This window comes from Enterocloster lavalensis, assembly GCF_046603895.1.
GTDB lineage: Bacteria > Bacillota > Clostridia > Lachnospirales > Lachnospiraceae > Enterocloster > Enterocloster lavalensis.
Map to the genome: position 1 here is coordinate 1,367,989 of NZ_CP176637.1, position 13,971 is coordinate 1,381,959.

12 protein-coding genes are annotated in these 13,971 nt (G+C 53.5%); 3 read left to right on the forward strand and 9 right to left on the reverse strand.

Annotated features, from left to right (window positions below; genetic code table 11):
* Positions 1-23 precede the first annotated feature (23 nt).
* Positions 24-2,006, reverse strand: coding sequence for a PTS system trehalose-specific EIIBC component (gene treP, locus ACK2JC_RS06030; RefSeq protein ID WP_320936276.1), 1,983 nt, complete (start codon positions 2,004-2,006; stop codon positions 24-26).
* 192 nt (positions 2,007-2,198) lie between these two features.
* On the opposite strand from treP, the gene ACK2JC_RS06035 reads away from it, so the two are divergent.
* A complete protein-coding gene (locus ACK2JC_RS06035; protein ID WP_302327075.1) occupies positions 2,199-3,563 on the forward strand; it encodes an MATE family efflux transporter in 1,365 nt (454 codons plus the stop codon).
* A gap of 135 nt (positions 3,564-3,698) precedes the next feature.
* Here the strand turns inward: ACK2JC_RS06035 and ACK2JC_RS06040 are convergent, their stop codons facing one another.
* From ACK2JC_RS06040 to ACK2JC_RS06070, 7 genes are all read right to left on the reverse strand, one after another.
* On the reverse strand, positions 3,699-4,709 hold the full coding sequence (locus ACK2JC_RS06040) for a GGGtGRT protein (RefSeq protein ID WP_007709217.1): 1,011 nt from the start codon (positions 4,707-4,709) through the stop codon (positions 3,699-3,701).
* 26 nt (positions 4,710-4,735) lie between these two features.
* On the reverse strand, positions 4,736-5,428 hold the full coding sequence (locus tag ACK2JC_RS06045; RefSeq protein WP_007709215.1) for an iron-sulfur cluster assembly scaffold protein: 693 nt from the start codon (positions 5,426-5,428) through the stop codon (positions 4,736-4,738).
* A 174-nt stretch (positions 5,429-5,602) separates the two neighbouring features.
* Complete coding sequence (locus tag ACK2JC_RS06050) at positions 5,603-5,860, reverse strand: HPr family phosphocarrier protein (RefSeq protein WP_024737080.1); 258 nt, start codon at positions 5,858-5,860, stop codon at positions 5,603-5,605.
* Between the two features lie 36 nt (positions 5,861-5,896).
* Positions 5,897-6,901, reverse strand: a complete 1,005-nt coding sequence (locus tag ACK2JC_RS06055) for an SIS domain-containing protein (RefSeq protein WP_118757141.1) — start codon at positions 6,899-6,901, stop codon at positions 5,897-5,899.
* 29 nt (positions 6,902-6,930) lie between these two features.
* The gene (locus ACK2JC_RS06060; protein WP_118757142.1) at positions 6,931-7,740 is read right to left on the reverse strand and encodes a PTS system mannose/fructose/sorbose family transporter subunit IID; all 810 of its coding nucleotides are present in this window, start codon (positions 7,738-7,740) and stop codon (positions 6,931-6,933) included.
* The gene (locus ACK2JC_RS06065) at positions 7,740-8,498 is read right to left on the reverse strand and encodes a PTS mannose/fructose/sorbose/N-acetylgalactosamine transporter subunit IIC (RefSeq protein WP_118757143.1); all 759 of its coding nucleotides are present in this window, start codon (positions 8,496-8,498) and stop codon (positions 7,740-7,742) included. The genes ACK2JC_RS06060 and ACK2JC_RS06065 overlap by 1 nt, the downstream gene beginning before the upstream one ends.
* A 24-nt stretch (positions 8,499-8,522) precedes the next feature.
* Positions 8,523-8,993 carry a PTS system mannose/fructose/N-acetylgalactosamine-transporter subunit IIB gene (locus tag ACK2JC_RS06070; protein ID WP_118757144.1) on the reverse strand — a complete coding sequence of 157 codons (471 nt, stop codon included), beginning with the start codon at positions 8,991-8,993 and terminating at the stop codon, positions 8,523-8,525.
* A 401-nt stretch (positions 8,994-9,394) separates the two neighbouring features.
* Here ACK2JC_RS06070 and ACK2JC_RS06075 point away from each other — a divergent pair, with 401 nt between their 5' ends.
* Positions 9,395-12,166: a sigma 54-interacting transcriptional regulator gene (locus ACK2JC_RS06075; protein ID WP_320937449.1), complete on the forward strand. Its 2,772-nt coding sequence runs from the start codon at positions 9,395-9,397 to the stop codon at positions 12,164-12,166.
* Positions 12,163-12,585 carry a PTS sugar transporter subunit IIA gene (locus tag ACK2JC_RS06080; RefSeq protein ID WP_024737086.1) on the forward strand — a complete coding sequence of 141 codons (423 nt, stop codon included), beginning with the start codon at positions 12,163-12,165 and terminating at the stop codon, positions 12,583-12,585. Before ACK2JC_RS06075 ends, ACK2JC_RS06080 begins: the two co-directional genes overlap by 4 nt.
* On the opposite strand, the gene ACK2JC_RS06085 is transcribed toward ACK2JC_RS06080, so the two are convergent.
* The gene (locus ACK2JC_RS06085) at positions 12,586-13,926 is read right to left on the reverse strand and encodes an MATE family efflux transporter (protein WP_320937450.1); all 1,341 of its coding nucleotides are present in this window, start codon (positions 13,924-13,926) and stop codon (positions 12,586-12,588) included.
* Positions 13,927-13,971: the final 45 nt, after the last annotated feature.

The following is a 13,971-nucleotide window of genomic DNA, read 5'->3' on the forward strand; positions in this document are numbered from 1 at the left end:
TTTGCGCCTCCCTGTATCTCCCTTTATTGGAACGTTGCCACTGCGGTTTCATTTTCTGTTGCCTTCATTCCGGTCAGGAACCGGATAGATTTTGCGTTTCCTGGATTGCTGATGATGCAAACCGTGACATCCGGGTGGCCTGCCGCCTTGATTTTAGCCCGATCAAATTTTAACAGCGGCGTTCCCGCGCTGACCTTCTGGCCTTCCTGCACCAGATACTCAAATCCGTCCCCGTTCATGCCGACCGTATCTATTCCGATATGCAGCAAAACTTCCATACCATTTTCCAGCTTTAACCCGCAGGCATGGCGTGAATCCGGCATAAGCGCCGCGATCTCTGCGTCCGCAGGTGCGTACAGCGTATCGCTTTCCGGGATAATCGCCATACCATCCCCCAGAATTCCTTCTGAGAAAACACCATCTTTGACTTCAGCTAAAGGAATGGCTGTTCCGGATAAGAATGCCGTTAATTTTCCCGCCGGCTTTTCATTTGCTTCTGTTTCCCCCATTTTTGCAGCCATAACGCCCGCCGCCGCGCTTGAACCTGCGACTGCGGCGATTTCTGCCAACTCTGCCGTCTGCCCCGCAGGAACCGCCTGCAAACGTTTCTTTCCGGCGATTGCGGTCAGCAGGAATGGAACTGCAAACGCAATCGCCATGCAGATTGCAAAGGAACCCATAAACTGGGGCTGGATGGACAGGATGCCGGGGAGACCGCCCACGCCGATGGCATTTGCCGTTGTCCCCATGGCCACGCAGGCAACCGCCGCAGCGCCGGAGCCTATCATGCCGCAGACAAACGGAAATCCCCGCTTTAAGTTCACACCGAAAATGGCCGGTTCCGTAACGCCAAGGTAGCAGGAAATACATGCCGGAATATTCACTTCCTGGGCTTCGGGATCATTTTTCTGCAGCCAGATCATTCCAAGAACCGCAGAGCCCTGGGCAATATTGGACAGAGCGATCATCGGCCACAGCATGGTTCCGCCGTAATCCGCAATCAACTGCAGGTCAATGGCATTGGACATATGATGGAGTCCCGTGATGACCAGCGGGGCGTAAATCGTGCCAAAAATCGCCGCAAACACAACCTTAAAGGTTCCGGTGATTCCGGAAAATACGAGTGCGGAAACCGCCGCTCCAATCTTCCAGCCGATGGGGCCAAGTACAAAATGCGCCGCCATGACCGACAACAGCAAGCTGCAAAATGGAACCACGATCATGGAGATGACCTGAGGCGTAATCTTTCGAAAGAACTTTTCCAGATAAACCAGGGTAAACGCCGCTAAAATCGCAGGAATGACCTGTCCCTGATAGCCGATCATATTGACCTGGAAGCCGCCAAAATTCCACTTGGGAATGTCCGCCGCCACTGTGCCCGCAACCGCGTAAGCGTTCAGCAGCTGCCCGGATACCAGCGTCAGGCCGAGAACAATGCCGAGCATCTGAGTGGTGCCCATCTTTTTTGTCACCGACCAGCAGATACCAACCGGCAGCATATGGAATACCGCCTCGCCGATCAGCCACAGAAAACTGTCGATGCCTGCCCAGAACTGGCTGATGTCGCACAAGGTTTTCGTCCCATTTTCAAACAGATACAAGCTGTCAATACAGTTGCGGAAGCCGAGAATCAAACCCCCTGTGATAATTGCCGGAATTAACGGTGCAAAAATCTCCGCCAGCGCAGTGACCACCCGCTGCAGCACGTTCTGGTTTTTCTTTGCCGCCTGATTGACCGCCTCTTTCGACACCCCTTCGATCCCCGCCTCTTTTACAAAGTCATTGTAAAAATCAGCGACCGTATTGCCGATAATCACCTGAAACTGCCCGGACTGCGTAAAGCTTCCCTTCACAATCTTCATGGCCTCAATCGCTTTCACATCCGCTTTTCCCGGGTCCGCCAAAGCAAAACGCATTCTTGTCATACAATGCGAAACCGCCGCGATGTTCTCTCTTCCGCCCACCAGACGCAGCAGCTCTTTCGTGTCCTCTGCATATCTTCCCATCCTCTGATCCCTCCACCTGTTTTGCAAACTTGTTTAAACATGTTTCTTGATTCTGTTATATCATACTTGTTTGAACATGTCAATCTTTTTTTGAAAAAGTTGTTTAAACAAGTTATTGACTTTTCTGCGTTCCCTTTCTATAATGTAAGAAAACATTTTGATTTCAGTTTAGAATACACGGAGAATTTTCTTATGCAGACAAATCTTACATCAGGCAGTCCTAACTTTAACCGAACCATGGCCCGCCTTGCGATTCCCATTGTTTTACAAAACTTAGTTACCACTGCGGTCAGCTCCGCGGACGTGATCATGCTTGGCTTTATCAGTCAGGACGCCCTGGCGGCAGGCTCTCTCGCCAGTCAGATCATGTTTATTTTAAATCTGGTATACGCGGGTATTTCCTCTGGAACCGTCATGCTGGCGGCTCAATACTGGGGCAGGCAGGATACGCAAACCATTGAGCAGATCATGGGGATCGGCATGCGGCTTTCCATTCTGGTATCCACCGCCTTTTTTATCCTGGCCTGCTATTCCCCTTCTCTTTTAATGCGGATTTTCACCAATGAGGAACGGATTATTGCCACCGGTATTCCTTACCTTCGTGTGGTGAGCTTTTCTTACCTATTCATGAGCATTTCCCAGGTGTATTTATGCACCATGCGCGCCATTGAACGCGTCATATTCGCCACTGCGGCTAACGGCTCCGCTCTGGTTTTGAACATCCTTTTAAACGCCGTGTTTATATTCGGACTTTTCGGGGCTCCCAGGCTGGGCATAATGGGTGTTGCCCTGGCAACCAGCATTTCCAGAGGGGTTGAGCTTCTCATCTGCCTTCTTGACAATGTAAGCGCGCGGATCATACGCTTCCGGCTCCGGACGCTATGGATGAAAAATAAGGTTCTGTCCTCCGACTTTTTGAAATACTCCCTCCCCGCATTTGGGAATGAGATCGTATGGGGCGTCGCTTTTTCCATGTACTCCGTCATTATGGGACACCTGGGAAGCGATATGGTGGCGGCCAACGCCGTCGTTGTCGTGGCGCGCAATCTGGGTACGGTCGCCTGCTTTGGCATCGCCAATGCGGGAGCGATTCTCCTCGGAAAATCCATCGGCGCGGGCCATACGGAAACGGTAAAAGCAGACGCTTCCCGTTTTTGCAGGCTCACATTGATTGCCGGTATCCTGGGCGGTATTGTGATTTTCCTTCTGAAACCGCTGTTCCTGCAGATGGCGGATTTAACGCCGGCCGCCCAGGGTTACTTAAATATCATGTTACTGATCAATATGTATTATGTGGTTGGACAGGCCATGAATTCTGCGGTCATCTGCGGCGTATTCCGCTCCGGCGGCGACTCCAGATGGGGATTTATCTGCGACACCATCGACATGTGGGGGTATGCCGTGCCGCTTGGTTTTATCGCAGCCTTTGTTTTAAAGCTGCCGCCAATGTGGGTGTATTTCCTGATTTGTACCGATGAATTTGTGAAGATACCTTTTGTTTACAAGCATTATAAAAGTTATAAGTGGTTAAAAAATATTACCCGGGAGTTTGTATGATGTGGAAAAAGGGCTTGCCATGACATTTTTTGTCTTGACAAGCCCTTGGATTTAAAGTTTTTTCACGTTCTGCCGCATAGACAGCTGCTTATATGGACTACATAATCGCTTTTCTGGCTATTTTTATGCTTTTTCTTAGAACTTCCCAGCCTTCGCCGCTTCCTCAATCCCCACAGCCACAGCCACGGTAGCGCCAACCATCGGGTTATTACCCATTCCGATCAGACCCATCATCTCAACATGAGCCGGAACAGAGGAGGAACCTGCGAACTGAGCGTCGGAGTGCATACGGCCCATGGTGTCGGTCATGCCGTAGGAAGCCGGACCTGCCGCCATGTTGTCGGGATGCAGGGTACGGCCGGTGCCGCCGCCGGAAGCTACGGAGAAGTATTTCTTGCCCTTCTCAACGCATTCCTTCTTGTAGGTGCCTGCAACCGGATGCTGGAAACGGGTGGGGTTGGTGGAGTTGCCGGTGATGGAAACGTCCACGCCTTCCTTCCACATGATGGCAACGCCCTCGGTCACATCGTTTGCGCCGTAGCAGTTCACCTTTGCTCTGAGGCCCTCGGAGTAGGACTTTCTCCACAGTTCCTTCACCTCGCCGGTGTAGTAGTCCATCTCGGTCTCAACATATGTAAAGCCATTGATTCTGGAAATAACCTGTGCGGCGTCTTTTCCAAGACCGTTCAAGATAACGCGCAGGGGTTTCTGGCGGACCTTGTTGGCCTTCTCGGCGATACCGATGGCTCCCTCGGCGGCTGCGAAGGACTCGTGGCCAGCCAGGAAGCAGAAGCAGTCGGTTCCCTCTTCCAGCAGCATCTTGCCAAGGTTTCCATGTCCCAGACCAACCTTACGCTGATCGGCAACGGAGCCGGGAATACAGAACGCCTGCAGGCCCTCGCCGATTGCAGCGGCAGCCTCGGCAGCTTTTCTGCAGCCCTTCTTGATTGCGATGGCAGCGCCTACGGTGTAAGCCCAGCAAGCGTTCTCAAAGCAAATCGGCTGGATCTTCTTAACCTGATCGTAAACATCCAGACCGGCATCCTTGGTGATCTTCTCAGCCTCCTCGATGGAAGCAATTCCATAGCTATTCAAAACGGAATTGATTTTGTCAATTCTTCTCTCATAAGATTCAAATAATGCCATTTTCTTATCCTCCTAATTGGTCTTCATCATTCTTTACGCGGGTCGATAATCTTAACAGCGTCGGCAACGCGGCCGTACTGGCCTTTTGCTTTCTCCCATGCGGTGTTGGGATCGTCACCCTTCTTGATGAAATCAGTCATCTTGCCAAGGCTTACGAACTGATAACCAATGATCTCGTCGTCTGCATCCAGCGCGATGCCGGTCACATAGCCTTCGGCCATCTCCAAATAGCGAGGACCTTTCTTTAAGGTTCCGTACATGGTGCCCACCTGAGAGCGCAGGCCCTTGCCCAGATCCTCCAGGCCGGCTCCGATGGGAAGTCCATCCTCGGAGAACGCGCTCTGGGTTCTGCCGTAAGCGATCTGTAAGAACAGCTCTCTCATGGCGGTGTTGATGGCGTCACATACCAGGTCTGTATTTAAAGCTTCCAGAACCGTGCGGCCCGGAAGGATTTCAGCTGCCATAGCTGCGGAGTGGGTCATACCGGAACATCCGATGGTCTCAACCAGCGCTTCCTGGATAATGCCCTCCTTAACGTTCAGTGTCAGTTTGCAGGCACCCTGCTGCGGAGCACACCAGCCCACACCATGGGTCAGGCCGGAAATGTCTTTGATCTCTTTTGATTTTACCCATTTAGCTTCTTCCGGGATTGGAGCAGCGCCATGATGAACGCCCTGTGCAACTGTGCACATCTCTTCTACTTCCTGTGAATAAATCATGTGTTAAAACTCCTTTCAAAAATGAATTTAATCAAGTACAGTGCCCTTTGTTAAATTTATCACATCATACTTATCTCCATTCTCTCACAAAAAGTGGCATTTTACAAGCAGTTTTTTCTTAATTCAACATAAAAATTGGGACAGGAAAATGTCATTCCCTGTCCCAGCGTTATTTTACAACTCTCCCAGCAGCGCGGTGATTTCCTGGCTGATCTCGTCCTCATCCTCGCCTTCCACACGGATCATAAAATCCTCCGCCTGCTTGATCCCCATCCGGATCACCATCAGAATCATCCGAGCATCCACCGGCTCCCCACCCTTTTTCTCAATGAAAATGCTGCTCTTGGCCCGTTTGGCGATTCCTGCGAAGGCCGCCGCGGGCCGCATATGCAGCCCCAGCGAATCTTTTACATAAAAATCGATTTCCTTCATTATTCCATCACATCCTTATTAATTTCTTTACTCGCCCTAATACTGTACCACTCTGTAGTATTTCCGCGTGTCAAAGCCAAGGCCCGTGGTCTCGTGCAGGCACGAGAAGGTCAGGCCGCCGAAGATCATATTCAGGAACGCGGGCGTGAAGTAGGAACGGTATTCCTCCCGAATTCCCTCCATGGCAAAGTCCTTCATATCCACGATAATGTACTTCTTCCCGTAGTTTTTCAGGAAGCGCTCCACCCGCTCGTCCACGGATCTGGCACCGTCCTCATTTTTGACCAGAACCACCGCCGTGTCCTCGTCCACAATCTCAAAGCAGCCGTGGAAGAACTCCGCGGAGTTCATGGCCTGTGTCTTGATGTGAAATACCTCCTCCACGGAGCAGGAGGAGAAGCGAAATGCCTCGGGATAGCCCATCCCGCTGGACACGAACAGGATGTACGGCTCGTCCTTGTACTCCTTTGCGAATTTCCACGCCGTGGGCTCGAACACCTTCGCCGCCTCGTAGAGCGCCAGAGGCAGAGCCTCCATACTGCGGCAGAAGTCTTCATACTGCGGGAAATACCCCTTGTTGTGCATGAGGCGGAACATGAAGTAGTAAATCTGCATGTAGCGGAAGGCGTTTACGTCCTCATCGATCCAGATTTTATAGGTGGATTCCAGATAAACCGGCGAGGTGTCGTTGCCCACGAAGGACACGGTGCGGATGCCTCGGCGGTTGCATTCCTGGATCAGCTCCACAGGCTCCTCGGCGTTCCCTGTCTTGGAGACCACGATCACCAGTGATTCCCTGGTCAGCTGCCGGTAATCCGCCACCTTCAGATCCGCGGCTTCCTCAGCGTAGGATGTGATATCCGTCAGTTTTTTCAGGATTTCCACAAAGGGCATCAGCATGCAAATGGAGCCGCCGGAACCTGCGAAAAAGATATTGGAAAATCCTTCCTGGCAAATTGTGTCCGCCACCTGCTCAATGGTATTTTTTAAGGCAATATTTGCCTTTCCGTGCTCGTCGTAGTATTCTTTATTCTGTAACATAATGATCTCCTCCTGTTACCTACTCAATATTATAATAATCCAATGGCGCTTCCCACAAATCCAATCGCCAGTATTGCCAGCATAATCATACCGGTTTTCACATTTTTCTTAAGCGCCCCGTAAATAGCCCCGGTCGCCACTAACGGAAGCAGCTTGGGCATGATCTGGTCGCATACGGACTGGAAATTGACCACCGCGCCCTGCAGGTTGAGCTCCATGGGCGTGGTGATATTGACCATAGTCGCAATCATGGAGCCGATCACCATGACGCCCAGGATCCCGGCGGAATTGGTCACGCGGTCCAGCAGGCCGGAAGCCGTCCATTTTTCCAGCAGCGAGCTTCCTTCCCGGTAGCCCAGAAACAGCCCGAAATAGCGGCACAGAATATTCGGGGTGTTGTAAAGGATCAGGAAGAACAGGGCTCCGAGGGGGCTGCCGCTCAACGCGAAGGACACGCCGATACCCGCAGATACCACCCGGAACACGCCCCAGAAAAAGGCGTCTCCGATTCCTGCTAACGGGCCCATGAGGGCGACCTTGATGGTGCTGATGGCCGAGGCGTCGAACTCGTCATTGTCCGCGTTCTGCTCCTCCATGGCCAGGGTGATGCCCATGATAAAGGGGATGGGAGCCGTGGCGCAGTTGAACGCGGCCATGTGCCGGGACAGGGCGTCGCACAGCTTGGTCTTGTTGTCCTTGTAAATCTTCTTCAGGCAGGGGAACAGGCTCCACGCATAGCCCAGGCCCTGCATACGCTCATAGTTCATGGAACCCATGATGGCAAACGAGCGCCAGAACACAGTCATCAGATCTTTTTTCGAGAGTTTTTCCCTAGCCATTATAAAATATCCTCCTCTATCTCAGCGTTTATTCCGCTCTGGTTGAACTGGAACACAATCAGGGCGATGGCCAGACCAATCACGGCGATGCCGGTGACCGGCACTCCCAGGTATGCGCTGACCGCAAAGCCCAGAATAAAGTACGGGATCATACCCTTCCCCATTGTCACCTGCATGAGAAGTGCAAAGCCCAGCGCAGGGAACAGTTTGGAGGAGGCGGCCAATCCGTTGGTGATCCAGGTGGGAATGATTTCCACAAAGGCATTTACAGCCTCGGAGCCGAACATAATGCCGCAGAAGCAGGGGATGAAGCCCAGGAGGAAGAACAGGGAAGCGCCGAACCAGTGAATTCTGGCCATGCCCTGCATATTTCCCTCAGCTGCATAAGCGTCCGCTTTAGGCATAAATCCGTTTATCAGCGTGCGGATGCCCACATTTATGTACTGGGACAGCAGCGCCACCGGAAGCGCCAGTGTCAGGGCCACCTCGATGCCCGCGCCCGAAAGAATCGCAAACGAGGTTCCCAGGATGCTGCCTACGCCCACATCCATCATCGGCGTAGCTCCCACGCCGGATATTCCCATCCAGAGCAGCTGGAATTGTGCGCCCATCATAGCGCCCGTCTTAATGTCGCCCAACACGATTCCTACCAGCACGCCTGTTACCAGCGGCTGGGACAGCTTAATTTCGCCCATCATCCGGCTCTCCCACTGGGATAGGGCGCCGATCAGGCCAATCAGCAAAGCGGTTCCAAACATCTTTTTATCCTCCTCATCCTATCACTAAATCAATTCCTCCAGGCGGCGCTTCGTCTCGGAAGGCAGCTTGCGCACCTCCACCTCGGTTCCGGCCGCCTCGATCTCCTTTAACATGGCAATGTCTGAATCGTCCACGGCAACCAGCGTTGTGATGAAGCGTTTTCCATCCGCCATCCGCTGTCCGCCCAGGTTGACTGTCCTGATACAGCCGCTCTCCTTTACCAGCGTAAGAGCGTCCTTCACATTGTCCACCAATACAAGGCACTTGTGATTGGAGGCTTCCAGCTTTTTGACTGCCTCGACCCCTTCCTTCACATCCCTGAAATACAGCTTGCAGCCTGCGGGCTTGCCTACGTTGTAGGCGACCTTGCGCATTTCATTCCCGGCCACGTCGTCATTGACAATCAGAATCACGCTGACCCCCAGCGCCTGGGTCCATCCATACGCTACCTGTCCGTGAATCAGGCGGTCGTCAATCCTTAAAAGTTTTACCATAGCATTTACCTCCAATCTCTTTTTTCGAGCGCTCACTTTTTATTAATGCAATTTCCATGCCAACTTTTGATAATTGGATTTAAAATTGCGATTTTCTTTGTGTTTTAAGTGAAAGCTTCCTTATATTAAATTAAAAAGTCAAATATTTTTTCCGGCTGACAGGGGCTACCTGCCTGTCCGGCCGGTTTTTCGACACTATCGAAGGAGATTTTCGACAGTGCTCCCGCTTTTATTATAGCTGAGGTTCTGCATTTTTGTGACAAAATATGGTTTATTTGTACATATTTCTTGTAAAAACCCGGGCGCTACGGTACATTATTAAGTAAAAACAGAGGGTATCCCGCCATGATTTTATTTGGCATAAAGATTGCTTATTATATCCATGAAAGGAGAAAGCAGGAATGGTGAAAGACAATATTCAGCAATACATCGCCGGAATCACCCTGGAATTTGACCGGTGTCAGGACATGTCTATATACTCGGCCGAACAGATCGCCGCTGTTATGAAGCTGAAGCGCAATACGGTCAGCGGCTATTTAAATCAGCTCGCGGCGGAGGGCAGCCTGGTTAAAATCAACTCCAGACCAGTCTATTTTCTGGAACGGGCCGCCCTGGAGCAGGCGCTGGGCGTTCCGGTTTACGCAGACAACTTCTCCTCGCCGGAGGAGGTGAGGGGATTAAAGTCCGAGGCCTGCGAGGAGCAGGATGTCTTTTCCTCGCTGACAGGCTCCCACGGCAGCCTGCGCCAAGTCATCAACCAGATGAAAATTGCCGTGAAATATCCCCCAAACGGCCTTCCGATCCTGATTCAGGGTAACACCGGCGTAGGAAAAAGCCATATCGCCCAGCTGGCCTGGCAGTATGCAGTCTCCCAGGGAATCCTGAAGCCCGACGCTCCCTTTCTGACCTTTAACTGCGCCCAATACTACAACAACGCAGAGCTGCTCTCTTCCAATCTGTTCGGCTACATAAAAGGGAGCTTCACAGGAGCATCCAGCGACAAGACTGGACTGCTGGAGGACGCGGACAACGGCATCCTCTTTATGGATGAGGTTCACCGGCTGAGCCCTGAGGGGCAGGAAAAACTGTTTACCTTTCTGGACAAAGGCGTGTTCCGGCGCATGGGGGAGACGAGCGGGTGGCGCACCTCCCGGGTCCGCTTCATTTTCGCCAGCAATCTGGATTCGTCCAGCTATATGCTGCAAACCCTGTACCGGCGCATTCCCATCGTCGTAAAGATCCCGGACTTAAAGGACCGGGTGCGCGAGGAAAAGCTCCAGATGATCTACCTCTATTTTATCCGCGAGGCCAAAAATCTGGGCCAGCCCGTGCTTGTCAGTCGCACCGTACTCTCCGACATGCTGGAATTCCAGTATGAAGGCAACATCGGCGAGCTGATCAACATTGTCCAGTATGTATGCGGAAACGCTCTGATCAACAGCCGGGACAGCCGCATCCGGGTTACCCGCGCCTGTTATCCGGCCTATCTGCTGGCTCAGATTCCCGCCCGTATGGGCGGATCGGAGCAGTCCGGCGAGATTGAAATCGCCCCCGACGCCCGGGTGAACAGCCTGGTGCGCCTGAGCGATCCCGGAGCAGCCCTGGAGGACGAGTTCTTTTCCGGCCTTCTGCAGGCCTATCAACTTGTAAAGACAGGCCAGACCGGACGGCGTCAGTTTGAGAGCGAGCTGGACTGGGTCCTGGACCGTTATCTGGACCAGCTGTATTTCCGTAAACAGAACTACGGCAAAGAGGATTTAAGCTACTTGGATCAGATTCTGGAACAGGTCTTCCGGCAGATGGAATTCCAGTCCGGGGTGACGGTCGCCTCCGGGCCCCGTTTCAGCCTGGCACTCCATCTGACCTACCGCAGGGCCTGCCCCTGGGACGAGGCGGACGGCGGCAGAGAGCTCTACCAGCTGGCCCAGTACATAAGGGATGTTTACCCCGATGAAAGCCGTCTGGGCGAACAGCTGTCCGTGAACCTGCAGCAGCAGCTGGAACAGCGCTGTACCCAGAAGGACAAGCTGTTCTTTACCGTATTTTTCCGGAATATCCAGGTCAGAAGCTTTGTCAGCAGAACCCGTTCCCTGATCCTCTGCCACGGCTACTCCACAGCCAGCAGCATCGCCAACGTCTGTAACCGCGTTTTCAAGCTTCAGGTGTTTGAGGCAGTGGATATGCCCATGGATATCACGCCGGGAGAAGTGACGGATATCATCAATGAACATCTGCGGCAGATGGAGACAGGCCAGGAACTCCTGCTTCTGGTGGACACCGGTTCCCTGAAAGACATTTACCAGGAACTAGAAAATTCAGTCATAACCATCGGTGTTATCTCCAATGTCAGCACTGGACTGGCTCTGGATATCGGAAACAGGATCATCCAGCACGAATCCCTGGATAATCTGCTGGAGGCGTCCATCCAGAATAATCTGCCGGATTTCCGTATTTTCCGGCCTGCGACCCAGAAGCAGCGCTTGATTTTGACCACGTGCATGAGCGGGGAGGGCACTGCCCAGAAAATACAACACATGCTGGAGGAGGGATTTTTCGACGTTCCGTCCCTGCGCATCCGGTCCATGGACTTCCATCACTTGAAAGATCCCGCGGTCCAGAACCGGCTGAAACGGGAATTTACGGTGCTGGCCGTGGTGGGAACAGATAACCCCCGCATAAAGGACGTGCCCTTTATCTCAGTGGAACAGCTGATTCTCGGGCGCGACGAGGGAAGCCTGGAACATTTATTCGGGGACAGTCTGACGAAAGACCACATGCAGCGCATCAACAACCGGCTGCTGGCGAATTTTTCGCTGGAAAATATGGTGGGGTCCATCACCATCATCGATGCCCGGGTGCTGCTCCAGGACATAGAGGTTCTGATATCCCGCTTTGAGCGGTACATGAACCTGACCCTGCCCAACGACCTGAAAATCAACCTGTTTATCCATATCAGCGCCATGATAGAGCGCCTGGTTCGGGCCAACCCAATCCGGGAATACAACGGGCTTGAGGAAATGAACCGGCTGAGTCCGGACTTTGCGGTCCTGTTCAAACGGGCATTTTCCATCATGGCCCAGAAATACGGTGTGGAAGTCAATGAAGAAGAAATTGGAATCATTTACGAAATAATCAAGAATGCCAATGAGGCAGAACAAGGAGGAATCTTATGAAACACTTTATTGTCGCAACTCACGGCTATTTCAGCCGGGAAATTATCAATTCGGCCGCTCTGATCCTGGGCGGCGGACTGGATATTCTCAGTCTCTGCATGTGCGAAACCACCACCGGGGACGATATCCGGGCCGCCCTGTGGCAGAAGCTGGACAGCTGTGCCCCGGACGACGACGTCATCATCATGGCGGACGTTCTGGGCGGGAGCATCTGCACCCTCTGTTCGGAATTCATGGCGGATCCCCGTGTCCATATCATGGCCGGCGTCAACATGCCCATGCTTCTGACCGTTCTGGGCATGCAGGAATTCATGGACACGAAGAGCCTGATCGAGGAGTGCCTCCGCTCCGCTCGGGAAGGCGTCTGCTATGTCAATCAGCTGTCCTCCCAGGCTGCCGGGGAGGACGAGCTGCTGTAGTCATTTCCACCTGTGCATAATCCGCTGGTAATAAATAAAGAACACGATCCCCTTGATTATGCTGGAAATCGTCAGCGCCCACCACACGCCGTCCAGTCCCAGGGCCGTGGTTCCCAGCACAATGGCCATGGGAATCCGCAGCGCGGTGAGGATAATGGTGATCACGGAAGCCTCCATGGTCCGCCCCAGACCGGACATGGCGCCCACGGTCATCAGCTCGATGCACATGAACATCTCGCAGACGCCCAGGATGCGCAGATAACTGGCCCCCGCCGGAATCACCTCCGGCTCATGGATGAAGATGCTGAAAATGGGCGTGGCGCCGAAAATCAACAGCAGGGAGGTGAAAATACCCCACACGAACATCAGCCCCGCCGCCGTGGTATACCCCTTTTTCACGCGCTTTAAATTCCCCGCGCCGTAGTTCTGCCCGGTGAAGGCGTTGATGGCCGTGCCGAAGCCCTCGGCGGTCATCCAGGAAATGGCCTCGATCTGACCGCCCACCCGCTGCACCGCCACGGCCGCGTCGCCCCAACTGGTCACAAACCGGGTGAGGTACATGGAGATGCTGCAATAGATCATATCCTGGATCGCAGTGGGAAAACCGATCCGCACAATACTTTTAAAATGCCTGCGGGACGTGGGCTTCCAGATCCGCAGCTGCCTGGAGAGGATGGCGTCCTTCCGCGCGGAGATCAGGAGCACTGCCAGCACCACCGCCTGGGCCGTCACCGTGGCGATGGCCGCGCCCGCGACGCCCAGCCGTGGAAACGGACCAAGGCCCAGGATCAGCATGGGATCCAGGATCATGTTCAGAGCCAGGCCCACGCCGTTGGCCAGAAACGGCGTTCTGCTGTTGCCCACCGCGGTGTACAGACCGGTCATGGTCTGCCCCAGGTGTGAGAACACCAGCATGCCGCAGGCAATGCGCAGGTAAATGACCGCGTTAGCCACAATGGAGGCCGTGTTCAGATGGAAAAATCCCACCAGCTGCCAGGCGAACACGTTGGCCAGCACCGCGAAGGACAGGGCCATGGCGATTGCCAGCTGGGCCGCGCCCTTGCCGTACTCCGCCGCCTCGTCCACCTTACCCTCGCCGTAGGACTGGGCCACGCGGACCTGGCCGCCCATCTTGGCCATAGCCACCGCGCCGTTGAGCAGCCAGGTGTACATACCCGCCGCGCCCACGGCCGCCACCGCGTCGCTCCCCACCATGCCGATCCACGCCATGTCCGTCAGGCTGTACGCCGTCTGCACCATGGAGGTCGCCATGATCGGCACCGCCAGCTCGGTCAGAGAAGTCAAAATATTTCCATGAAGCAAATCGATGTTCCGTTTCATCCAATCACGTCCTGCTTTTCAGATTTATCTCACATTTAAATAGCG